The sequence below is a fragment of the uncultured Mobiluncus sp. genome (genome assembly GCF_947087965.1).
Classification (GTDB): domain Bacteria; phylum Actinomycetota; class Actinomycetes; order Actinomycetales; family Actinomycetaceae; genus Mobiluncus.
The window spans coordinates 142,262-163,557 of the sequence record NZ_CAMUES010000001.1; the positions used below are offsets into that span (position 1 = coordinate 142,262).

22 protein-coding genes are annotated in these 21,296 nt (G+C 55.2%); all 22 read left to right on the forward strand.

The genetic code is table 11. The features are described 5' to 3' along the window. The first annotated feature begins 87 nt into the window (after positions 1–87). The 22 genes from fusA to Q0V70_RS00745 all read left to right on the forward strand — a co-directional run bounded on the left by fusA (position 88) and on the right by Q0V70_RS00745 (position 21,260). On the forward strand, positions 88–2,220 hold the full coding sequence (gene fusA, locus Q0V70_RS00640; protein WP_297587228.1) for an elongation factor G: 2,133 nt from the start codon (positions 88–90) through the stop codon (positions 2,218–2,220). A gap of 209 nt (positions 2,221–2,429) precedes the next feature. Continuing rightward, entirely contained in the window at positions 2,430–3,626 is a 1,197-nt protein-coding gene (tuf, locus tag Q0V70_RS00645) for an elongation factor Tu (RefSeq protein WP_282922111.1), read from the forward strand. Positions 3,627–3,788: 162 nt separating this feature from the next. After that, on the forward strand, positions 3,789–5,411 hold the full coding sequence (locus Q0V70_RS00650; protein ID WP_297587230.1) for an aldehyde dehydrogenase: 1,623 nt from the start codon (positions 3,789–3,791) through the stop codon (positions 5,409–5,411). 92 nt (positions 5,412–5,503) lie between these two features. Next, positions 5,504–7,129: an aldehyde dehydrogenase family protein gene (locus Q0V70_RS00655; protein ID WP_297587232.1), complete on the forward strand. Its 1,626-nt coding sequence runs from the start codon at positions 5,504–5,506 to the stop codon at positions 7,127–7,129. Between the two features lie 123 nt (positions 7,130–7,252). After that, complete coding sequence (locus Q0V70_RS00660) at positions 7,253–8,239, forward strand: ABC transporter substrate-binding protein (protein ID WP_297587233.1); 987 nt, start codon at positions 7,253–7,255, stop codon at positions 8,237–8,239. Positions 8,240–8,424: 185 nt separating this feature from the next. Beyond that, complete coding sequence (locus tag Q0V70_RS00665) at positions 8,425–9,414, forward strand: ABC transporter permease (RefSeq protein ID WP_297587234.1); 990 nt, start codon at positions 8,425–8,427, stop codon at positions 9,412–9,414. 3 nt (positions 9,415–9,417) lie between these two features. Continuing rightward, positions 9,418–10,209 (forward strand): ABC transporter ATP-binding protein, encoded by a 792-nt coding sequence (locus tag Q0V70_RS00670; protein ID WP_297587235.1) that lies wholly within the window; start codon positions 9,418–9,420, stop codon positions 10,207–10,209. A gap of 366 nt (positions 10,210–10,575) precedes the next feature. Then, positions 10,576–10,884, forward strand: a complete 309-nt coding sequence (gene rpsJ / locus Q0V70_RS00675; RefSeq protein ID WP_004008351.1) for a 30S ribosomal protein S10 — start codon at positions 10,576–10,578, stop codon at positions 10,882–10,884. Between the two features lie 11 nt (positions 10,885–10,895). Further along, positions 10,896–11,552 (forward strand): 50S ribosomal protein L3, encoded by a 657-nt coding sequence (gene rplC, locus Q0V70_RS00680; protein WP_282922104.1) that lies wholly within the window; start codon positions 10,896–10,898, stop codon positions 11,550–11,552. Between the two features lie 2 nt (positions 11,553–11,554). After that, entirely contained in the window at positions 11,555–12,199 is a 645-nt protein-coding gene (rplD, locus tag Q0V70_RS00685) for a 50S ribosomal protein L4 (RefSeq protein ID WP_295026552.1), read from the forward strand. Next, a complete protein-coding gene (gene rplW, locus Q0V70_RS00690) occupies positions 12,196–12,498 on the forward strand; it encodes a 50S ribosomal protein L23 (protein ID WP_297587237.1) in 303 nt (100 codons plus the stop codon). The genes rplD and rplW overlap by 4 nt, the downstream gene beginning before the upstream one ends. Before the next feature lie 12 nt (positions 12,499–12,510). Continuing rightward, entirely contained in the window at positions 12,511–13,347 is an 837-nt protein-coding gene (gene rplB / locus Q0V70_RS00695) for a 50S ribosomal protein L2 (protein ID WP_297587239.1), read from the forward strand. Positions 13,348–13,362: 15 nt separating this feature from the next. Continuing rightward, complete coding sequence (gene rpsS, locus Q0V70_RS00700; protein WP_282922100.1) at positions 13,363–13,641, forward strand: 30S ribosomal protein S19; 279 nt, start codon at positions 13,363–13,365, stop codon at positions 13,639–13,641. A 19-nt stretch (positions 13,642–13,660) separates the two neighbouring features. Further along, a complete protein-coding gene (rplV, locus tag Q0V70_RS00705; protein WP_297587241.1) occupies positions 13,661–14,431 on the forward strand; it encodes a 50S ribosomal protein L22 in 771 nt (256 codons plus the stop codon). Positions 14,432–14,434: 3 nt separating this feature from the next. After that, positions 14,435–15,256: a 30S ribosomal protein S3 gene (gene rpsC, locus Q0V70_RS00710; protein WP_282922098.1), complete on the forward strand. Its 822-nt coding sequence runs from the start codon at positions 14,435–14,437 to the stop codon at positions 15,254–15,256. Between the two features lie 3 nt (positions 15,257–15,259). After that, complete coding sequence (gene rplP, locus Q0V70_RS00715) at positions 15,260–15,676, forward strand: 50S ribosomal protein L16 (protein ID WP_282922097.1); 417 nt, start codon at positions 15,260–15,262, stop codon at positions 15,674–15,676. Further along, positions 15,673–15,915: a 50S ribosomal protein L29 gene (gene rpmC, locus Q0V70_RS00720; protein WP_004008342.1), complete on the forward strand. Its 243-nt coding sequence runs from the start codon at positions 15,673–15,675 to the stop codon at positions 15,913–15,915. The genes rplP and rpmC overlap by 4 nt, the downstream gene beginning before the upstream one ends. Positions 15,916–15,918: 3 nt before the next feature. After that, positions 15,919–16,203, forward strand: a complete 285-nt coding sequence (gene rpsQ, locus Q0V70_RS00725; RefSeq protein WP_004008341.1) for a 30S ribosomal protein S17 — start codon at positions 15,919–15,921, stop codon at positions 16,201–16,203. Positions 16,204–16,382: 179 nt separating this feature from the next. Then, positions 16,383–17,528, forward strand: coding sequence for a MalY/PatB family protein (locus Q0V70_RS00730; protein ID WP_297587243.1), 1,146 nt, complete (start codon positions 16,383–16,385; stop codon positions 17,526–17,528). A 229-nt stretch (positions 17,529–17,757) separates the two neighbouring features. Beyond that, a complete protein-coding gene (locus Q0V70_RS00735) occupies positions 17,758–18,744 on the forward strand; it encodes a LacI family DNA-binding transcriptional regulator (RefSeq protein WP_297587245.1) in 987 nt (328 codons plus the stop codon). A 12-nt stretch (positions 18,745–18,756) separates the two neighbouring features. Further along, positions 18,757–20,253, forward strand: coding sequence for a sugar ABC transporter ATP-binding protein (locus tag Q0V70_RS00740; RefSeq protein ID WP_297587247.1), 1,497 nt, complete (start codon positions 18,757–18,759; stop codon positions 20,251–20,253). A gap of 14 nt (positions 20,254–20,267) precedes the next feature. Further along, positions 20,268–21,260 (forward strand): ABC transporter permease, encoded by a 993-nt coding sequence (locus tag Q0V70_RS00745; RefSeq protein WP_297587250.1) that lies wholly within the window; start codon positions 20,268–20,270, stop codon positions 21,258–21,260. Positions 21,261–21,296: the final 36 nt, after the last annotated feature.

Below are 21,296 nucleotides of genomic sequence, written 5' to 3' on the forward strand. Positions count from 1 at the left end.
GCTCCTGTAAGCTCCGGATGTAAACCCGCACCGAGTGACTTACTAGAATTATTAAGAAATAACAAACACTAACGAAGGGACACGCCCGTGGCACTTGACGTGCTAACTGACCTTAAAAAGGTCCGCAACATTGGCATCATGGCACACATCGATGCTGGTAAGACGACCACGACGGAACGCATCCTGTTCTACACCGGTATCAACTACAAAATCGGTGAAACGCACGATGGCGCTTCGACTATGGACTGGATGGAACAGGAACAAGAACGCGGTATCACCATTACCTCCGCGGCTACGACCTGTTTTTGGAACAACAATCAGATCAATATCATCGACACTCCCGGACACGTGGACTTCACCGTTGAGGTGGAACGTTCCCTGCGCGTCCTTGACGGAGCGGTAGCGGTGTTTGACGGTAAGGAAGGCGTGGAACCGCAGTCCGAAACCGTGTGGCGCCAGGCTGACAAGTACAACGTGCCGCGTATCTGCTTCATCAACAAGATGGACAAGCTGGGCGCGGACTTCGACTTTTCGGTCCAGACCATCATTGACCGCTTGGGGGCTCGTCCGGTAGTGATGACTTTCCCGATGGGTGCGGAATCCGACTTTGTCGGCGTCGTTGACGTTTTGCGTCAGCAAGCCGTGTACTTCCCTGAGAAAGACGCCGACGGTAACGAAACCAAGGGCGCCGTTGTCGAGTACAAAGACATTCCCGCGGAATACCAGGACAAGGCCGCCAAGTATCTGGAGACCGCTACCGAAGAGGCTGCCGAGGCCAGCGATGAGCTGATGGAAGCCTACCTTGAGAACGGTGAACTGAGCGTTGACCAGATTAAGCAAGGAATCCGGGCGCGTACCGTCCGCTCCGAGATTTACCCGGTCTATGGCGGCTCCGCCTTTAAGAACAAGGGCGTGCAGCCCTGCTTGGATGGGGTTATCGACTACCTGCCCTGCCCGTTGGACGTGGAGGAGGTTCGCGGTTTCCGTCCCGGTCACGAGGATGAAGGCGAAACCGAATCCCGCAAGCCTGACGAGAACGAGCCGTTCGCCGCTTTGGCTTTCAAGGTGGCCGTGCACCCGTTCTATGGCAAGCTGACCTACGTGCGCGTGTACTCCGGGAAGGCCGAACAAGGCACCCAGATTTACAACTCCACTAAGGGAAAGAAAGAGCGCGTGGGCAAGCTGTTCCAGATGCACTCCAACCACGAAAACCCGGTGGAAGTTGCGCACGCTGGCCACATCTACGCCTTCATCGGCTTGAAGGAAACCACTACCGGCGACACGTTGTGCGCCATTGACAAGCCGATTGTGCTGGAATCCATGACCTTCCCCGAACCCGTGATTCACGTGGCGGTGGAACCGAAGTCAAAGGCCGACCAGGAAAAGATGGGTATCGCCATCCAGAAGCTGGCCGAAGAAGACCCGACCTTTACCGTGCGTTTGGACGAGGAAACCGGCCAGACCGTTATCGGCGGTATGGGCGAGTTGCACTTGGACATCATCGTGGACCGGATGAAGCGCGAGTTCAAGGTGGAAGCTAACGTCGGCAAGCCCATGGTGGCTTACCGCGAGACCATCAAGAAGAAGGTCGAGAAGGTCGAATACACCCACAAGAAGCAGACCGGTGGTTCCGGCCAGTTCGCGAAGGTGTTGGTCACGTTCGAACCGTTGAGCGAGGAAGAACGGGGCGAAGGCAAGACCTACGCTTTCGAAGACAAGGTCACCGGGGGACGCGTCCCGCGCGAATACATTCCTTCCGTTGACGCGGGCATCCAGGAAGCTATGGAATCCGGCGTTTTGGCCGGCTACCCGATGGTGGACGTGAAGGCGACGTTGGAGGACGGCGCTTATCACGAAGTCGACTCATCGGAAATGGCTTTCAAGATTGCCGGCAATATGGTGTTCAAGGAAGGCGCCAAGAAGGCGAACCCCGTCATCTTGGAACCCATCATGGATGTGGAAGTCCGCACCCCCGAGGAATACATGGGCGACGTCATCGGCGACCTGAATTCCCGCCGCGGCAACATTGCCTCCATGAACGACGGCCAGGGCGTGAAGGTTATTCGCGCCAAGGTGCCGTTGTCAGAAATGTTTGGCTACATCGGCGACCTGCGTTCCAAGACCCAGGGCCGCGCGGTGTTCACCATGCAGTTCGATTCCTACGCCGAGGTTCCGCGTTCGATTTCCGAAGAAATCATCGCCAACAACCGCGGTGCATAAGGGTTCTTTTCCTTTTTGGCAGTGTCCCCGGCGCGTAGCCGGGTGCGTCTCGAAAGCCGCTGGGGACACTCCAGGAAAAACCCGCAAAAATCCGCAAGAAGAAAAATCAAGAAAAACCCAGGTAGGAAAATCCGTAAGATAGTGGTAATCTGACATCTGCTTATTTATTACGGAGCAAAACTACCTAAAGTCCAGGAGGAAAGAAAGAAGTGGCACAAGGCACTTATACTCATGACAAGCCGCACGTTAACGTCGGCACCATTGGTCACGTTGACCACGGCAAGACTACTTTGACTGCAGCTATCACCAAGGTGTTGGCTGACAAGTATCCGGATTTGCCCGCAAACAAGTTCACCCCCTTCGATCAGGTGGATAACGCTCCGGAGGAACGTCAGCGCGGCATCACCATCAACGTTTCTCACGTTGAATACGAAACCCCCAACCGTCACTACGCTCACGTGGACGCCCCTGGCCACGCCGACTACATCAAGAACATGATTACCGGCGCTGCGCAAATGGACGGCGCTATCCTCGTGGTGGCTGCCACTGACGGCCCGATGGCTCAGACCAAGGAGCACATCCTGTTGGCCAAGCAGGTCGGCGTGCCTTCCATCCTGGTCGCTCTGAACAAGTGCGATTCCCCGGATGTGGACGAAGACATGCTGGAAATCGTGGAGGACGAAATCCGCGAAGACCTGGAGAAGCAGGGCTTCGACCGCGACTGCCCGATCATCCACCTTTCCGCTCTGAAGGCTCTGGAAGGCGACGCCGAGTGGACCAAGAAGGTTGAAGAGCTCGTGGAAGCGGTTGACACCTACATTCCTGAGCCTGTTCGTGACCTCGACAAGCCGTTCTTGATGCCTATCGAAGACGTCTTCACCATTACCGGCCGCGGCACCGTGGTGACCGGTCGTGTGGAGCGCGGCAAGCTGCCGTTGAACGCCGAAGTCGAAATCGTGGGCATCCGTCCGACGCAAAAGACCACCGTTACCGGTATCGAAATGTTCCACAAGTCCATGGACGAGGCCTACGCCGGCGAGAACTGTGGTCTGTTGCTGCGCGGCACCAAGCGTGAAGATGTGGAGCGCGGCCAGGTTATCTGCATTCCTGGTTCCGTGACCCCGCACACCAAGTTCGAGGGCAAGGTCTACATCTTGAAGAAGGATGAAGGCGGACGTCACAAGTCCTTCTACGATGGCTACCGCCCGCAGTTCTTCTTCCGCACCACCGACGTAACCGGTGTTATCCACCTGCCCGAAGGCACCGAAATGGTTATGCCTGGCGATACCACTGAAATCAGCGTGGAGCTGATTCAGCCCATCGCTATGGAAGAAGGCCTCGGCTTCGCTATCCGCGAAGGCGGCCGTACCGTTGGTTCCGGCAAGGTGACCAAGATTATCGCGTAATTACCTACGGTCAATTACACAGCGGTGGGCAGGAAACATCGGTTTCCTGCCCACCTTGCTATAAAGCGAGAGAACCCGGCAAAGGTCCTCATCGCTTCCCGGCTTGGCTATAATTCAAAAAGCTGTTCGTAACTTACGATTGTCGTACAGGGAGGGGTTGCAGTGCATTCCGATGTCTTGGATGACAGATTTTTTGCCACCCTGGCAGAATTTTTGTCCTGGATGCACGGTCCTCGCAAAGACGTGGTCGATGTGGAATCCGGACGGTTACTGACCCGGGTTGCTACGGCTTCCCCCGAAGATGCCCAGGAATCTTTGATGACGGTGCAGGCTGCACAGGTAGTCTGGACCGAGATGGGGCCCTATGGGCGCGCCAAAGTTTTAGCCCGATTTTCCCAGTTAGTGTGGAAGTACCAAAACGAGATGGTTGCCCTGTCGCAAATGCTCAGCGGCAAATCAATAATTGATGCCCACGAAGAGTTCCTCGATGTTTTATCCACCGCGCGAAACATCAAATTTTGTAGCCGTAGGCTGGGTAAACACCGAGCTGGGAGGGGAGTGCTACCCGGTTCGCGATGGCGTGTTTACCAGCGGCCCTTGGGTATAGTAGGAATTTTCACGTCACCTGACTGGCCGCTTTCTTCAATCAACGATGTCCTGCAGGCGATTGCGGCGGGCAATGCGGTCGTCAACTTTGTGACCCCCCAGGCGGCCTTGGGTGCCGTACTGATGCACGCTATGTTGGTTGATGCCGGAATGCCTTATGGTTTGTGGAAGATTATTCCTGACACAACTTCAAAAGCGGGGCGTGCCGTCATTCCCGGTCTGGATATGGTTACGGTTTTAGGCTCGGAAAAGCTGGGACGCAGGATTTCGAGAGTTTGCCAGGAATACCGGGTTCCTTTCAAGGGTTTCCTGCAAGTGCTAAACGTTGGTGTGATTTGTGAAGATTGCCGTTTTGATCATGCGGTTCGGGCGATGGCCCGCGCTGGTTTACAAAACGCGGGACAAACCGTAAACAGTGCCGAAGTCATCTGGGTGCAGGAATCAATTTTTGATTACTTTAAACTTGCTTTGAAAGATTTTGTGTCAGACCAGGTCACCATTGGTTCTCTGGATTCTGCTGACACGACCTTGGGTGCTATGTTGACACCGCAGCGGGCGCAAACCATCCAGGAGCTGGTGGACGACGCGGTCCAACGAGGAGCTGAGCTAGTCTTAGGCGGCAGCACCGCCCCGGACTTGGGGCCGTCCTTCTTTGAACCTACCATCCTCGCCAGAGTGCCGCAGGATGCCGCAATTTGTGCAAGTGAGCTTCACGGTCCCCTCATCTATCTGCAACCTTTCCAGGACCTCACGGAAGTATCACGCTTCTTGGGCACGTCACGGCACAGTTACTGTATCTATCTGTTCACTGAATCCGAGTTCATGATGCGCGATTTCATCCAAGCGGCAGACGGCGCAGCGGTAATCATCAACGACTCCTACATGAGTTTGTACTCGACGTGGCAAGCTCCGATTCAGGGCATCAGGAGTACCGGCTCCGGCATCCGTCACGGGGTGGAGTCGATTTTGCAGTATTCCCGCGTTCAATCCGTGGCGAGGCAGGAAGGCCATCCCTGGATTTCAAACGACCTCCAGCCGGGAAACCGGATGGAACGGTGGAGCTTTTTCTCTAGCCGCGCCGCAGTGATTGCCTCGATTCTGTTCACGGATACCGTGATTGCTTATGCGTGGCGCAACCTGCGGCACCACATTAAGAATCGGATTCACGGCCCGGTATAGAACCGCTTTCGTTTTCGCTGCGCCCGAGTGGCAACGGATTCGGACAAACTGGAGAAAACTAACCATTAGATTACGATTAGGAAGGAGGAGACATGGAATACCCCAAGGGTATCGACGACAAGTTCATGACAGCCCTGCTCATTGCCGGTCGTGGCGAGAGCGGTGATGATGTCCCGGTTTACAACGTCCAGACTTGGGAACCCTTCGGAACCCTGCATCGCTCCACCTTCTCTGATGGAGAACTATCCGTGCTTCGGGCTCATGCCGTGAGCGAACAGTGGTCACAAGAGAGCTTTTACACGCGTTCCCGGATTCTGTACCGATTCTTGCGTCAAGTTGTGCGCTATTACGAGCCGATTATCGGGCTCAACCAGCTGTTGAGCGGGAAATCCTGGTTGGACGCTTCCTCAGAGTATTTTTATATGATTACCCAGGTACGGGGCATTAAGCGAAATTTGAGGTATCTGTGGAAACCCCGCCGGGGTGGAGGTGCGGTACCGAGGTCCACCTATCGGGTCTGGTATCGTCCCATGGGGGTAGTGGGGATGTTCACTTCCGCAGACAATCCAATTTCGATGGTCTGCGATATTTTGAACCCTATTATGGCCGGTAACGCGGTGGTCAATTTTGTGACTCCTCAGGCGACTCTGGGAGCCTTGTTGATGAAAGCGGTGCTGGTGGACGCCGGGATGCCCGCAGACGTGTGGCGCATCGTGGTTTCGGAATCTTCACAGTTCGGGATGCAGTTCATTCCGGCCCTCGACTATGTTTCGGCCATCGGACCGAACCGGATGTGTCAAAAAATCTCGATGGAGTGTGCGCGTCACTCGGTGCCTATATCTTGCTTTGGAGGGGTTAAAAACATCGCTTTGGTGATGGATGACGCGAAACTGTGGGATGCGGCGAAAGCCTGCGCCCGTTCGGCTTTTCTGAACGCCGGCCAATCTACAAACTCTGTCGAGATTATTTTTGTGCATGAATCAGTGCGAGAACCGTTTGAACAGATGATGCTCCAATATACCCATGAGCAGATTCGGGTCGGGCGATTCGTGGATCGACACGCCACTATGGGCTCCATGCTGTACCCGGGCCGAGTCAAGAATTGTGAAAAAGTAGTGAAACTGGCTCGTGAGAACGGCGCCCGGGTACTGACGGGTTCGCATCCGCGTCCCGAGATTAGCCCAACTTTCTTTGAACCGACCATCGTGGCGGATCTGCCTCCTGATTTGGAACTTCTGGAAACGGAAGTGTATGGACCGGTAGTGGCGTTGCTAACCTTCAAAGACATTGCGAACGTGGTGCGCCTGGTAACGGGGTCACGAGTGATTGACTCCGCCGCTGTCTTTACTCGCGACATCGATTTCGTGCGGAACCTGATTAACAATGCAGAGTTTGCCACAGTTAGCGTCAACGACGCGTACTTCTCAATGGATATGTCGTGGAAGGCGCCGATTCAGGGCAAAGGTGAGAGCGGCCAGGGGATTCGTCATGGTCTGGAAGCAATTTTGCAATACACCCAGGTATTTTCGGCCGCGCGTTTGAAGTCCATTTCCTGGGTGCCGAAAGACTGGCGTACCGGAAACTGGACGGAACGCCTGACTTTCTGGTTTATGGGGTTATATTCCTGGCTGTCGCGTAACGTTACCGATACCGTGGTCGCGGATGGAATCAGGAGTTTCTTCCGGTGGATACGAGACCGATTCGTCGGCCCAGTGTAACCTTTCGCTTTCTAGCTAGGTTTCCTTCACCTCCTTCAGTTCGATATGCGAGACGAGTTTTTTTCAAAACGTGAATAGCGCTATGGTGAGTTTCATTATTGGCCAAAACGAAGGATTTTCCGGATGCGTAGAATAATTGCTTCAATAGTTGTCGGTATGGCCGCTTTGGCGCTGGCGGGTTGTTCCTCTACAGGAGCCACCCAGGGAGGTGCTACCGACGGCGAGGGCAAATACAGAGTCGCTATTGCTCAGTACGCCAGTTTCCCACCCTTGGACGAGGCAGTAGCCGGGTTTAAATCCGCTTTAAGCGAAGCTGGGCTGGATGTCACCTATGACGTTTCCAATGCCCAAGGTGACCAGACTAACGTGAACTCCATCGCCTCCAAGTATGCTGCGGGCGATTACGATTTGGTGTTTGCTATCGCCACCCCCATGGCTCAGTCCATCGCCCAAAACGTGGTAGATACCCCGGTACTGTTTACCGCGGTGACAGACCCGGTGGGCGCGGAACTGGTGAAGACTAACGAAGCGCCGGGTTACAACGTGACCGGCACTACGGATATGAATCCGGTAGCGAAACAGATTGACCTGGTCAAACAAGTGATTCCTGGTGCTCACAAGGTTGGCGTTATCTATTCTTCTGGGGAAGTAAACTCGCAGGTACAAGTCAAATTGGCGAAAGCTGAAGCTAAGAAGCAAGGTCTGGAGGTTGTGGAAAAAACCATCACCAATACCGCCGAAGTTCAGCAGGCCGCCCAGACCTTGACCGGAGTCGATGCCATTTTCGTTCCTACCGATAACACCGTGGTAGCCGCGTTGGATTCCGTGCTGCAGGTGGCAGAGGAAAAGGGCATCCTCACGGTGGCTGGTGAGTCCAGTTCGGTCAATAACGGTGCGGCTTTGACGCTAGGTCTGGATTACACAACCTTGGGCCATCAGACCGGAGAAATGGCGGTGAAGATCTTAAAGGGCGAGGCTAAACCTGAAACTATGCCGGTAGAAGCCCAAAAGACACCGTTACTGGTGATAAACCCGGAGGCCGCCAAGAAGCAGGGACACCCGATTCCCGCTGAGCTTTTGGATAAAGCCGACAAGGTGGTCTACCAGTAACCGAAGTGCTTAGACAACAGCCCATCCTGACGGAAGCGGGGTGGGCTGTTGCGATGTTGGAAACGCGCAGGTTTCCGTGGTTCTATTTTGGTGGGGATATCAGGCTAGTGTTTTAATAGGTGGGTGAGCCACCCCGAAAACGTAACCGGGGAACCTTGTGAATACACGTAAGGATTTGAAAGAACATGATTGGTGCGGTGGAACTGGGTCTCATCTATGGATTGATGGCCTTGGGGGTGTACCTCACATTCAGAATCCTCGATTTCGCCGATTTGACGATTGATTCGAGTTTTACCACTGGAGCGGCAGCTTGCGCGGTAGTTATCCTCGGCGGAGGCAGCCCGTGGCTGGGAACCTTGGCAGGATTCGCGGTGGGATTGATTGCCGGGCTGATTACCGGCTTACTGAATACGGCGGGGAAAATTCACCCACTGCTGGCGGGGATATTGACCCAGATTGGTTTGTATTCGGTGAACTTGCGTATCATGGGCAAATCCAACCTGCCGTTTCGGCGTGAAGAATCGCTGTTTACGCCGCTGCGGGAGGCAAATCTGGTGGGGACGTGGGTCAGCGTAGCGATTCTGCTGGTGGTCCTGATGGTAGCCTGCGGGATAGTCGTGTGGTTCCTGTCCACCAATCTGGGGTTGGCTTTGCGCGCCACTGGGGATAACGAAGAAATGGCGCGCGCCCAAGGGGTGAACACCGACTTGGCCAAACTGGTCGGCCTGGCGCTGTCCAACGGCTTGGTGGCGCTGTCCGGTGCTCTCATCGCCCAATATCAAGGCTTCGCGGATATTTCTATGGGCATCGGGTTGATTATTGCCGGTTTAGCCTCGGTTATCATCGGCACCGCGCTCATTCCCACCGGACGCATCTGGATGGCCGTGTTGGCAGTAGTGGGCGGCTCTGTCGTGTATCGCGTCATTATTCAAGCCGCCTTGATGATTCCGGGATTCAACCCCAACGACATGAAACTGTTGAGCGCCATCATCGTGGTAGTGTTCCTCATTGCCCCGCGGTGGAGAGGTTTTCTTTCGTGGCAAAAGAACCATCCCATTGCGGAGTTCTCCGGGGTGCAGCCCTGGGACACCGCTGACGCTGAGGAACTCGACTCCGGTGATACCCGCCCGGCGGATAAACATATCACCAAACGGACCCGACGGAAGGGGCTGTGAACCATGCTAGAACTTTCGCATATTTCCAAGGCGTTTTTCCGTCACACCGTTAACGAAAAAATTGCTCTGCGTGACATCTCCCTGCAGTTGGACGAGGGCGACTTTGTGACCGTCATCGGTTCCAACGGAGCGGGTAAATCGACCTTGCTGAACATTGTCTCGGGACGTTACCGCCCCGACTTGGGACAGATACATATTGACGGCCACGATGTGACGCGCAAACCTGACTACAAAGTGGCACGTTACGTGGGACGCGTGTTCCAAGACCCGATGGCGGGAACCTGCCCGCACCTGACTATTGAAGAGAACTTGGCGATTGCCTGGGCACGCACGCATGGCCACGGACTCGGACTCGGGGTGACCCGAGCCCGCAAGGCGCAGTTCCGTGAAGAGCTCAAGGTTTTGGAGCAAGGTTTGGAAAATCGCCTGACGGCCCGCGTGGGTTTGCTCTCCGGCGGGCAACGTCAGGCGCTGTCCCTGGTGATGGCGGTATTCACTCAGCCGAAGATTTTGCTGTTGGATGAACACACGGCGGCTTTGGATCCGGCGCGAGCCGAGCTAATCACCCGGTTGACCCAGGAGCTAGTGGCGCGCCACGGACTGACCACTCTGATGGTGACCCACAATATGGAACAGGCTCTGCACCTGGGCAACCGCCTCATCATGATGCATGAGGGCGAGGTCATTATGGAACTGAGCGGGAAAGATAAGGAAAACGCGACTGTGGACGACCTGCTGGCCCAGTTCGCCAAGTTCAAAGGCGCGGCGCTATCTGACCGGACCATGCTGTCCTAATTTTTGCCCCGAATCTGACGCTAAGTGCAGCTGTTATGGGTATTTCCCGGCGTAGTGGCGTCCCGGCTCAGGTTTGTAACAGCGTTTAAAGTTAGAAACAGCCGAAAGCATGCAAAATTGTTCGTGAACAGTTTTTTGCCGTGGGCTTGAACCAACAGCAGAATTTGCCACGGGAGAGCCAATAAGTGTAAGCTAGTTCCTCGGCGCATCTTGAGGCGGGTTCACGCCTCCCAGTGCGCACTTGCCTGGCAAAAGTCAGGTGGAATGGAAATCCAACGGTGCGAGATTTCGCTCGTGTTGCGTTCATAAATGCGACACACCCGAAAGCGTGTACCGGTGAAGAACCAGTTAGAGAGAGGTTAGCCCATGGCGGGACAAAAAATCCGCATTCGGCTGAAGTCTTATGACCATGAGGTCATTGACTCCTCGGCAAAGAAAATTGTCGAGACGGTAACCAGTGCTGGCGCTACCGTAGTCGGACCTGTGCCCCTGCCGACCGAAAAGAACGTTTACGTCGTGATTCGGTCGCCGCATAAATATAAGGACAGCCGGGAGCAATTTGAAGTTCGCACCCACAAGCGTCTGATTGACATTATTGACCCCACGCCTTCCGCAGTTGATTCGCTGATGCGTCTAGAACTGCCGGCAGACGTGAATATTGAGATTAAGCTGTAAGGAGGACCACGATGACTAACGACACCATGGCCTCTGTAAAGGCATTACTGGGGCGCAAGCTCGGCATGACCCAGGTCTGGGATGAAGACGGTAAGTTGATTCCCGTGACGGTGGTCCAGGTCGAAAAGAACGTTGTCACCCAGATTCGTACCAATGAAACCGACGGCTACGACGCTGTCCAGCTGGGCTTCGGCAAGATGGACGAGCGCAAGGTCACCAAGCCGATGGCGGGTCACTTCGCCAAGGCCGGGGTTGAGCCGCGCCGTCACCTCGCGGAAATTCGCACCAATGACGCCAGCTCCTACGAGCTCGGCCAGGAACTGGGCGCGGATGTTTTTGACGCGGGAGTCCTGGTGGACGTTTCCGGAAACACCAAGGGCAAAGGCTTTGCCGGGGTGATGAAGCGTCACGGTTTCCAGGGCGTGTCCTCTTCTCACGGTGCACACCGCAACCACCGCAAGCCCGGCTCTATCGGCGCTTGCGCTACCCCGGGCCGCGTGTTCAAAGGCTTGAACATGGCCGGCCGCATGGGCGGTAACCGTCGCACCATCATGAACTTGAAGGTTCAGGCTGTGGACGCGGAAAAGGGTCTGGTCGTTTTGACCGGCGCGATTCCCGGCCCCAAAGGCGGCATCGTCATGATCCGCTCTGCAGTGAAGGGAGCCTAACAATGACTGAAAACCGCAGCGTAGACATTTTTGATGGCGTCGGCAAGAAAACCGGCACCGTAGAGCTGCCCGGAGAGGTTTTCGACCTCGACTTTAACAACCCCTTGGTACACCAGGTCGTAAACGCCCAGTTGGCGGCCGCTCGTCAGGGGACCCACGCCACCAAGACTCGTGGTGACGTCGCCGGCGGCGGCAAGAAGCCGTGGCGTCAAAAGGGTACCGGCCGGGCTCGTCAGGGTTCGATTCGCGCCCCGCAGTTTGCTGGCGGCGGCACCGTGCACGGTCCGCAGCCTCGTGACTACTCTCAGAACACCCCGAAAAAGATGAAAGCTGCCGCTTTGCGCCAGGCTTTGTCTGATCGGGCGCGCGCTGGGCGTATCCACGTGTTGAGTGACTTCGGTGTCAAGGAAGCCCCGTCCACCAAGGCAGCGAAAGCAGCTTTGCAGGGTGTTGTCGACGATCGTCGCGCCCTGATTGTGTTGACCCCGGAAGTTGATGACGTCGTGGCGTTGAGCGTGAATAACCTCAGCGAGCACCACGCTCTGTTCGTCGGCGAGCTGAACACCTACGATGTGTTGGCTAACGACGATGTGGTGTTCTCGGCAACGGCGTTGGACTCCTTCCTTGGGAAAGGAGAAGACAAGTGAGCCTGGAAAAGACTAAGAACCCGCACGACGTGATTATTAAGCCCGTCGTCAGCGAAAAAGCCTACAACTTGATTGACCACGGCCAGTACACCTTCGTGGTGGCTCCCGACGCAAACAAGGTCGAAATCAAGCTGGCTATCGAAGAAATCTTTAAGGTAAAGGTTGCTTCCGTCAATACCCAGAACCGTGAGGGCAAGCGCGTGCGCACCCGTACTGGCTGGGGCAAGCGTAACGACACCAAGCGCGCCATCGTTACCCTCAAAGAGGGCTCGATTGACGTCTTTGGGATGCAGGCCTAAGGGGGATAACTCATGGGAATTCGTAAGTACAAGCCAACAACTCCGGGCCGTCGTGGTTCTTCCGTGTCTGATTTCGCGGAAATCACGCGTGATCACCCGGAGAAGTCCCTGGTTCGTCCGCTGCACAAGACCGGTGGGCGCAACAACAAAGGTCGGATTACCTCTCGTCGTCGCGGTGGTGGCCACAAGCGTCAGTACCGCCTGATTGACTTCCGTCGTCACGACAAGGATGGTATCCCCGCCAAGGTAGCCCATATTGAATACGATCCGAACCGTTCGGCGCGCATTGCTTTGCTGCACTACGCCGATGGCGAAAAGCGCTACATCTTGGCTCCGTCCAAGTTGAAGCAGGGCGATTCCATCGAACAGGGTCCCACTGCGGATATCAAGCCCGGCAACAACTTGCCGCTGAAGAACATTCCGCTAGGTACCACGATTCACGCGGTAGAGATGCGTCCGGGCGGCGGCGCCAAGATTGCCCGCTCCGCGGGGGTTTCTGTCCAGCTGGTTGCCAAAGAGGGTCGTTTTGCCCAGCTACGGATGCCGTCTGGCGAAATCCGTAACGTGGATGTTCGTTGCCGCGCCACCATTGGTGAGGTCGGCAACTCCGATCATTCCAACATCGACTTGGGCAAGGCCGGTCGCTCCCGTTGGTTGGGACGCCGTCCGAAGGTCCGCGGTGTGGTTATGAACCCGGTTGACCACCCGCACGGTGGTGGCGAAGGCCGTACTTCCGGTGGCCGTCACCCGGTGAGCCCCTGGGGCAAGCCCGAGGGTCGTACTCGTAGCAAGAAGAAGGCGTCGAATCAGTACATTGTCCGTCGCCGTAAGACTGGCAAGAATCGCTGATAGGGGAGTTTGTTTATGCCACGCAGTTTGAAGAAAGGCCCCTTTGTTGATGCTCACCTGCAAAAGAAGGTGGACGCACAAAACGAGGCCAACACAAAGAACGTCATTAAGACCTGGTCGCGTCGTTCGATGATTACCCCGGATTTTCTGGGTCACACCATCGCGGTGCACGACGGTCGCAAGCACGTGCCGGTGTTTATCACCGAATCCATGGTAGGTCACAAGTTGGGTGAATTTGCTCCGACTCGTACTTTCCGTGGTCACGACAAGGAAGACAAGAAAGGTCGCCGCTAAAGCGGGGGAGGGATAGAACATGAAAGCTACTGCTCATACCCGCTATGTGCGCGTGACTCCGCAAAAGGCTCGCCGCATCATGAATGAGGTGCGCGGATTGGAAGCGAACAAGGCGCTTGACGTGTTGAAGTTTGCTCCGCAAAAGCCGGCCTTGCCGATTCGCAAGACTTTGGTTTCTGCCTTGGCTAACGCCGAACAGGCGGCTCGCAACGCCGGTACGTCTTTTGATTCCGATGAGATGTACGTCATCGAGGCCTACGTCAATGACGGACCCACGATGAAGCGTTTCCGGGCTCGGGCACAAGGGCGTGGGGCGCGTATCTTGAAGCGTACTTCTCACCTGACAATTGTGGTGGGAGACGCGGAAGACAAGAAGGAACTTGCCGCTCCGTACCTGCCGTCCCAGCGCCGTCCGGAAGCTGATCGGATTTCGGCTTCCGCCGCAAAGAAGGCTGCTGCGGCCGCTGTCACAAAAAAGGCAGCTAAGCCGGTAGAGGCTCAGGAAGAATCGGCTGCGAAGTCCACGACCGCGGCCAAGAAGGCTCCTGCCAAGAAGCCTGCCGCGACTAAGTCCACGACGACCAAGGCTGCGGCCTCCAAGTCGGCAACGACGAAGTCCACGGCTGCGAAGTCCAAGACCACCAAGTCGACCACGACGAAGTCCACTGCGACCAAGACAACGGCCGCAAAGTCTACGACCTCGAAGTCGTCCACGACCAAGTCCACGGCTACGAAGAGCACGGCGGCAAAAAAGCCCGCCGCGAAAAGCACTGAGAAGGGAGCGGAGTAAATAATGGGTCAGAAAGTACATCCCACTGGTTTCCGTCTGGGCGTAACCGCGGAACACCGTTCCCGCTGGTTTGCTGACTCTACGAAGTCCGGTCAGCGTTACCGCGACTTCGTGAAGGAAGACGTCGAGATTCGTCGTCTCATGCAGGACAAGTTGGAACGCGCCGGTATTTCTAAGGTCGAAATCGAACGGACCCGCGATCGTGTGTCTGTGGACCTGTACACGGCTCGTCCCGGTATCGTCATCGGACGCCGCGGCGCGGAAGCGGATCGCTTGCGTGCCCAGCTGGAAAAGCTGACGGGCAAACAGGTGCAGTTGAACATTCGCGAGGTTAAGAACCCCGATTTGGATGCGCAGCTGGTCGCTCAGTCCATTGCTGAACAGCTCAGCGCCCGTGTGTCTTTCCGCCGCGCGATGCGTAAGGGAATGCAGTCTGCGCAGCGTGCGGGTGCCAAAGGTATCCGCGTGCAGTGCTCCGGTCGTTTGGGCGGTGCGGAAATGTCCCGCTCCGAGTTCTACCGGGAAGGCCGCGTGCCGCTGCACACCCTGCGTGCCAACATCGATTACGGCTTTTACGAAGCGCGGACCACTTTTGGGCGCATCGGTGTGAAGGTCTGGATTTACAAGGGTGACATGACCGAACGGGATTGGAACCGGATGCAGGCTGAACAGGCCGGCCGCACGGGTCGCCGCAACGACCGTCACGCGGGGACCCGCCGTCCTCGTGCCGACCGTCCTGCTGACAACGCGGCCAACGAAAACGTAAACGAAACCCCCGAAGCCGCGACTGTCGCCGCCGGGGCAACCACAGAAACGGAGGCATAAGCAATGCTGATTCCTCGTCGTACTAAGTGGCGTCGCCAGCACCGTCCGGGCCGGCGTGGCTACGCTAAGGGCGGCACCGAAATCGCTTTCGGCGATTACGGTATCCAAGCCCTGGAGGGCGCTTACCTGACTAACCGTCAGATTGAAGCGGCTCGTATTGCCGTGACTCGTCACGTCAAGCGTGGTGGCAAGATCTGGATTAACATCTTCCCGGATCGTCCGCTGACCAAGAAGCCCGCGGAAACTCGTATGGGTTCTGGTAAGGGTTCCCCCGAATGGTGGGTGGCTCCGGTCAAGCCCGGCCGTGTGCTGTTCGAAATCGCCGGTGTTAGTGAAGAACTGGCTCGCGAAGCTCTGTCTCGCGCTCAGCACAAACTGCCCATCAAGACCCGTTTTATTTCCCGAGAGGGTGGTGAATGAACATGATAGGTTCCAAAGGACTGGCTCCTAACGATTTGGACGCCATGGATAACGAGCAGCTCGCGATGAAGCTGAAGGATGCGAAGCAGGAGCTTTTCAACCTGCGTTTTGCCCAAGCTACCGGTCAGCTCGAAGACCACGGCCGCATCAAGGCGGTTCGCCGCGATGTCGCTCGTATCTACACCATTTACCGTGAGCGGGAACTCGGCATTCGTACCGAGCCCAGCGTTAAGGAGTAATCAATGGCAGACGAAACTATGACCACCGAAACGACCGAACGCAATCACCGTAAGGTGCGCCGCGGCTACGTGGTGTCCGATCGCATGGAAAAAACCATCGTGGTTCAGCTCGAAGACCGCGTGAAGCACCCGCTTTACGGCAAGGTCATGCGCAAGACCAAGAAGGTTACGGTTCATGATGAGCAAAACCTCGCCGGTATTGGCGACTTGGTCGTCATCATGGAAACGCGCCCGTTGTCCAAGACGAAGCACTGGCGCCTGGTGGAGATTGCCGAAAAGGCCAAGTAATTCTCCACAACTAAAACTCTGTTGAGGTCTTTAAGACCTTTCAATCTGGATAAAGGACGCGGCTCGGATACATCATGTGTCCGAGCCCGTTCTTATTTCCCAGTCGTGGCGCATCCCGACGGTGGAAAAGTGCGGCGCTTGACCGCATTTTGGCGCGCATCTCCCTCTAGAATATAGGGGTGATTGCGTTACCGTTTCTGTCTGACTTGAAAAAATCTCGTTCCTTGAAGTGGAGTATCCACCCCGGATCCCTGGGTATGTGGGTCGCGGAAATGGACTTTGGGATTGCTCCAGCCGTGAGGGATACCCTGCAGTCCGCCCTCGACGATACCATCACCGGTTACCCTCCCGTAGGGCTGTCTCAGCAGGCGTGTCAGGCGATGCGCGAGTTCTATGCGGATGAATTTAGCTGGCAAATTGAGCCTGATGCGGTTGGCCTGGCCTCCGATGTACTGTCGGTGCTGCAGGCTGTGATAAGTATTCTTCCCCCGCAGGCTCCGGTGGTGGTGCCGACCCCGGCCTATATGCCTTTCTTGACGATGCCGCAGGATCAGGGCCACGAAGTCGTCCAGGTAGTGTCCAACTATGAGGTGCAAACTGGCCAATATCAGCTGAACCTGGAGGGAATCTCGCAGGTTTTCCGCTCGGCGCCGGCCGGGGGATTGCTGGTGTTGTGCAACCCCTGGAACCCTGTAGGCAAGTGTGTGAGTCCCGCCGAAATGTCTGGATTGTGCGCTATTTTGGAACAACATCCGAACGTTTTAGTGTTCTCAGATGAGATTCATTCCTCGCTGGTCTTGGACGGGAAGCTCCACCCCTTCGCTCAATTTTCGGCGCTGGCAGCCTCCCGGACCGTGACTGCTGCAGCTGCCTCAAAAGGCTGGAACATCCCCGGTCTGCACTGTGCGCAATGGATCATTCCTGATGAATCGCTGCGGCAACGTTTATGCACCCCGCTGCAAGTTTTTGCCTCCGGCGCGACCCCGTGGGGAATGCTGGCTACGATTAGCGCTTTTCGTGACAGTCGCGATTGGTTGGGGGAAGTCAAGGCGCAGATTGTCGAAAATCGAGAAACCGTCCGCCATTGGCTGACCAATCACGGTGAGCACTTCCGGGTGTTCCTCCCTGAGGCGACCTATTTGTCATGGTGGGAAACCGATGGAATCCTCGGAGATTGTCCCGCCCAGACCCTCCAGGAGCGCGGTCTAATTGTCAACGATGGTGCGGACTTGGGTAAGGGCTTTGAAAAATCTTTCCGTTTGAACCTGGCGACCACCCCCGAAGTGCTGCACGCGGCTTTGGAGGTTATAGAAGCGGGGATATAAGTTTTCCAAAACATCGCTGTCACCTCTTCGTGGTAGGAGGTTTAGAGGAGTATTCGGATACAGACCTCACGTTCCAGCGCGAGTAATTTCCCTGTTAAAAGTAGTTGAATAGGGGTTCTGGCCGGGAGGAAATTTTCTTTTCTGTTTTGCTTGACAGGGCACTCTTTTGTATGGCAGGATTTGTGTAAACGTTTACATGTAATCGTTTACACAATGGAGTGGAGAGTCAATGCGTGCTAACGTGACTATCAAAGATGTAGCCGAGGAATCTGGAGTTTCGGTGGCTACCGTGTCGCGCGTTCTCTCGGGAAAATCGGCTTCTGAAAAGGCAAAACTGCAGGTGTATACGGCGATTAAAAAGCTGCACTACACCCCTAATGGCCTAGCCCGTTCTTTGCGTTCAAAACAGAATCGGGTTGTGGCAGTACTTGTTTCAGACGTGCGCAACCCCTATTTCGGTCTCCTTGCCCACGGACTGCAAACTAGCCTGGCAGAATCCGGGTATGCCATGATTATCGGCAACGCCTCAGAGAACTTTGAGCAACAGGAGCAATTTCTTCATCAAGCTTTGGAACATCGAGTGGATGGGATGATTCTGGTTATTCAGAGCCGACATTCCTCAGCTCTGAAACAGGTGGAACGAGCGGGAGTTCCTGTTGTGTTTGTTGACCGCACGATGGATGGTTACGAGGTACCTACAGTAGATTCAGATGCCTACCCGGGAATTCGGGAGGCGCTGATTCACCTGCAGGGGCTGGGACACAAACGCATTGGGATGGTGTTGGGTCCAGAACATACTTCAACTACTCAACAGCGTCTTCAAGCCTTTCAAGAGGTTGGTGCTGAACTAGGGCTGGAAACCGTGGTTGATCCGAAGCCAACAGGTGAAGAACACTCAGTTGCGTTGATGCAAAAGCTGCTGGAGGCCAATGTCAGCGCAGCTATCATTGCCTACACTCCGCGCCTGTGGCCGATACTCAGTTACCTCGGGAAACAGGGAATCCATGTACCACAGGATTTATCAATTATCGGTTATGACGACCTGCCAATCATGGAGCATCTCAATCCGCCGTTGACCACGATTAATCAGGACATTGAGCAAATGAGTTCTCTGGCCGTTGAGGAGTTGCAAAAACTAATTTCGGGGGAAGAAGCGCAAAGCCTTCACTTGCCAACCTCTCTCATACTTCGCAAATCCACGGCGCGGGCAAAGTAAGGAGCAGCGCAGATGACAACGTTGGAGCTAAAGCATATTTACAAGTCTTTTGGGCCGGTAGAGGTGTTAAAAGACATTTCTCTGCGTGTAGAACCAGGGAAAGTACATGTGTTGTTGGGCGAGAACGGCGCCGGGAAATCCACCCTCATAAAAATCATTGCCGGAATATATGGTGCAGACAAGGGCGAGCTGTCCCTGGATGGCAAACCTGTGACAATAGCGAATGTTAAGGATGCGGAGGCACACGGAATCTCGGTAATTCACCAGGAACTCAATCTCGTCCCCAAGATGAGCGTGGCAGAGAACCTTCTGCTGGGCAGACTCCCAACTAAGGCCGGAGTGCTAGATAAACGAGAACTTTATCGCCAAGCGCAAGAAGCTTTGGATTTGGTAGGCATGAAGCTCAACCTCAAACAGCCCGTGGGTGAATTGGGAATAGCAGGTCAGCAGCTGGTGGAAATCGCCAAGGCTCTCTCAGTGAAGTCCAAAATACTGATTCTTGATGAGCCTACAGCTGCCTTGACGACAAAAGAGATAAAGGTCTTGTTCGAACTGATGCGCTCGCTTAAGTCACAAGGTGTGGGGATGATTTTTATCTCTCATCACCTTAACGAACTGGCTGAAATCGGAGACACGGTATCGGTGCTGCGGGATGGAACCCTAGTGGCGCAAGTGGATGCGCAAACTCCAGAGCCCGAGCTAGTGCGTCTCATGGTGGGACGTTCTATAGACGAGCAGTTTCCCGCCCGCAAGGTTAAAACCGGAGAGATAATGCTAGAGGTTAAAAATCTCAGTTCAGCAGGGAAATTCTCCGATGTCAGTTTCAATGTTCGCGCTGGGGAGGTGCTGGGCATCGCCGGACTGGTTGGTGCAGGAAGAACCGAGGTCTTGAGAGCCATCGCGGGAGCCGACACATTTGACTCAGGACTAATCCGAATTCAGGGAAAAGAAGTGCCGAATTCCCAGATTGCAAAGAAGATTTCTCTAGGTCTGGGCATGGTTCCGGAGGACCGAAAGGCTCAGGGCCTAGTTTTGGGTGCTACGGCTTGCGAAAACCTCGGCTTTGCAAAACTCATGCCCAGCGCTCGTTTAGGGATAGCGCAACGAGGAATGTTGCGTAAACAAGCTGAGGGAGTGTCCCAGCGGATGCGAGTTCGTATGGAGAACATTGATCAGAAAGTCAAAGAGCTTTCGGGCGGAAACCAACAAAAATTAGTCTTTGGACGGTGGGTGTTGGCCGAATCGAAGGTGCTACTACTCGACGAGCCGACTCGTGGGGTCGATGTGGGCGCAAAAGTCGAGATTTATGAACTTATTAATCAAATCGTGTCCGATGGCGGCGCGGTGGTGATGGTTTCAAGCGAATTGCCTGAGGTGCTCGGTATGTCGGATCGGATTCTGGTGATGTCGGAAGGCCGAGTTGCCGGGGAGCTCCCAGGTAAAGGAACCACTCAAGACGAAATCATGACACTGGCGGTTTCCAATGTCGCAGAGTTGTCACAGATCTAGAAAAGAAGGTCAATATGCAAACAGTAACGAAACCAAGTACTAAACGTGAAGTGAAACCGTCTAACGGACTGGTTAAGGTCAAAACCTTCCTCGCCAACAATGGAGCCCTAGTCGGTTTGGTAATCCTGGCCATCGTTTTGAGTCTGGCGTCACCGGTGTTCCTCTCGGTCAATAACATTACCCAAATCGGTGTGCAGACAGCGGTCACTGCCATTCTTGCGTTCGGAATGACTTTCGTAATCGTGGCAGCTGGTATCGACTTGTCGGTTGGTTCCATGTTGGCCCTGTCTGCCATGGTGGGTGCTTACGCTTTCACTGTTATGGGTGTCCCCAGCTGGCTGGCTTTGTTAGTCGGATTGTTAGCTGGAATCATGTGCGGGGCAGTAAACGGGATTAGCAATGCATATTTTCGTTTGCCGTCTTTCATTGCTACTCTAGCGATGCTGTCCATAGCGCGTGGACTCACCCTGGTTATTTCCCAAGGTAAACCGATTCCTACCCCACCCGCAGTGAATTTGCTAGGTGGGAGTCTAGGCCCGATTCCCGTCCCGATTATTGTGTTTGCTCTCTCGGGAATCGTGGCAGCATTAATCCTCAACCGTACCGCTATGGGACGTGCGATGTATGCCGTCGGCGGCAATATCGAGGCCGCTCGGCTTTCGGGCATTCCCGTGAAAAAAGTGCAAGTGACCGTGTTTGCGTTGTGCGGACTCTATGCAGGTGTAGCAGGAATGGTTATGGCTGGTCGGCTTAATTCCGCTGGAGCTCAAGCCGGTGTGGGATACGAGCTCGACGCGATTGCCGCGGTTGTGATTGGAGGCGCATCCCTGGCCGGCGGTTCAGGTAAGGTTTCCGGAACTCTGGTCGGGGCTCTCTTACTGGCGGTAATTCGCAACGGGCTCAACATTATGAATGTTCCTTCCTTCTGGCAACAGGTGGTTATAGGACTGGTCATCGCCATAGCAGTGGGGATTGATGCCTTGAAGAACAAAGAATCTGCACACTAAACCACAAGAGTAGGGCTTGCCCTGGTAAGAGGGAGC

Coding starts and splice junctions, on each gene's coding strand:
- rplB (WP_297587239.1), top strand. CDS start 12,511: ATGGGAATTCGTAAGTACAAGCCAACAACTCCGGGCCGTCGTGGTTCT.
- rpmC (WP_004008342.1), top strand. CDS start 15,673: ATGAACATGATAGGTTCCAAAGGACTGGCTCCTAACGATTTGGACGCC.
- rplC (WP_282922104.1), top strand. CDS start 10,896: ATGACTAACGACACCATGGCCTCTGTAAAGGCATTACTGGGGCGCAAG.
- rplP (WP_282922097.1), top strand. CDS start 15,260: ATGCTGATTCCTCGTCGTACTAAGTGGCGTCGCCAGCACCGTCCGGGC.
- rpsJ (WP_004008351.1), top strand. CDS start 10,576: ATGGCGGGACAAAAAATCCGCATTCGGCTGAAGTCTTATGACCATGAG.
- rpsC (WP_282922098.1), top strand. CDS start 14,435: ATGGGTCAGAAAGTACATCCCACTGGTTTCCGTCTGGGCGTAACCGCG.
- Q0V70_RS00665 (WP_297587234.1), top strand. CDS start 8,425: ATGATTGGTGCGGTGGAACTGGGTCTCATCTATGGATTGATGGCCTTG.
- Q0V70_RS00660 (WP_297587233.1), top strand. CDS start 7,253: ATGCGTAGAATAATTGCTTCAATAGTTGTCGGTATGGCCGCTTTGGCG.
- Q0V70_RS00655 (WP_297587232.1), top strand. CDS start 5,504: ATGGAATACCCCAAGGGTATCGACGACAAGTTCATGACAGCCCTGCTC.
- rplV (WP_297587241.1), top strand. CDS start 13,661: ATGAAAGCTACTGCTCATACCCGCTATGTGCGCGTGACTCCGCAAAAG.
- Q0V70_RS00740 (WP_297587247.1), top strand. CDS start 18,757: ATGACAACGTTGGAGCTAAAGCATATTTACAAGTCTTTTGGGCCGGTA.
- Q0V70_RS00745 (WP_297587250.1), top strand. CDS start 20,268: ATGCAAACAGTAACGAAACCAAGTACTAAACGTGAAGTGAAACCGTCT.
- Q0V70_RS00735 (WP_297587245.1), top strand. CDS start 17,758: ATGCGTGCTAACGTGACTATCAAAGATGTAGCCGAGGAATCTGGAGTT.
- rpsQ (WP_004008341.1), top strand. CDS start 15,919: ATGGCAGACGAAACTATGACCACCGAAACGACCGAACGCAATCACCGT.
- rpsS (WP_282922100.1), top strand. CDS start 13,363: ATGCCACGCAGTTTGAAGAAAGGCCCCTTTGTTGATGCTCACCTGCAA.
- rplD (WP_295026552.1), top strand. CDS start 11,555: ATGACTGAAAACCGCAGCGTAGACATTTTTGATGGCGTCGGCAAGAAA.
- Q0V70_RS00670 (WP_297587235.1), top strand. CDS start 9,418: ATGCTAGAACTTTCGCATATTTCCAAGGCGTTTTTCCGTCACACCGTT.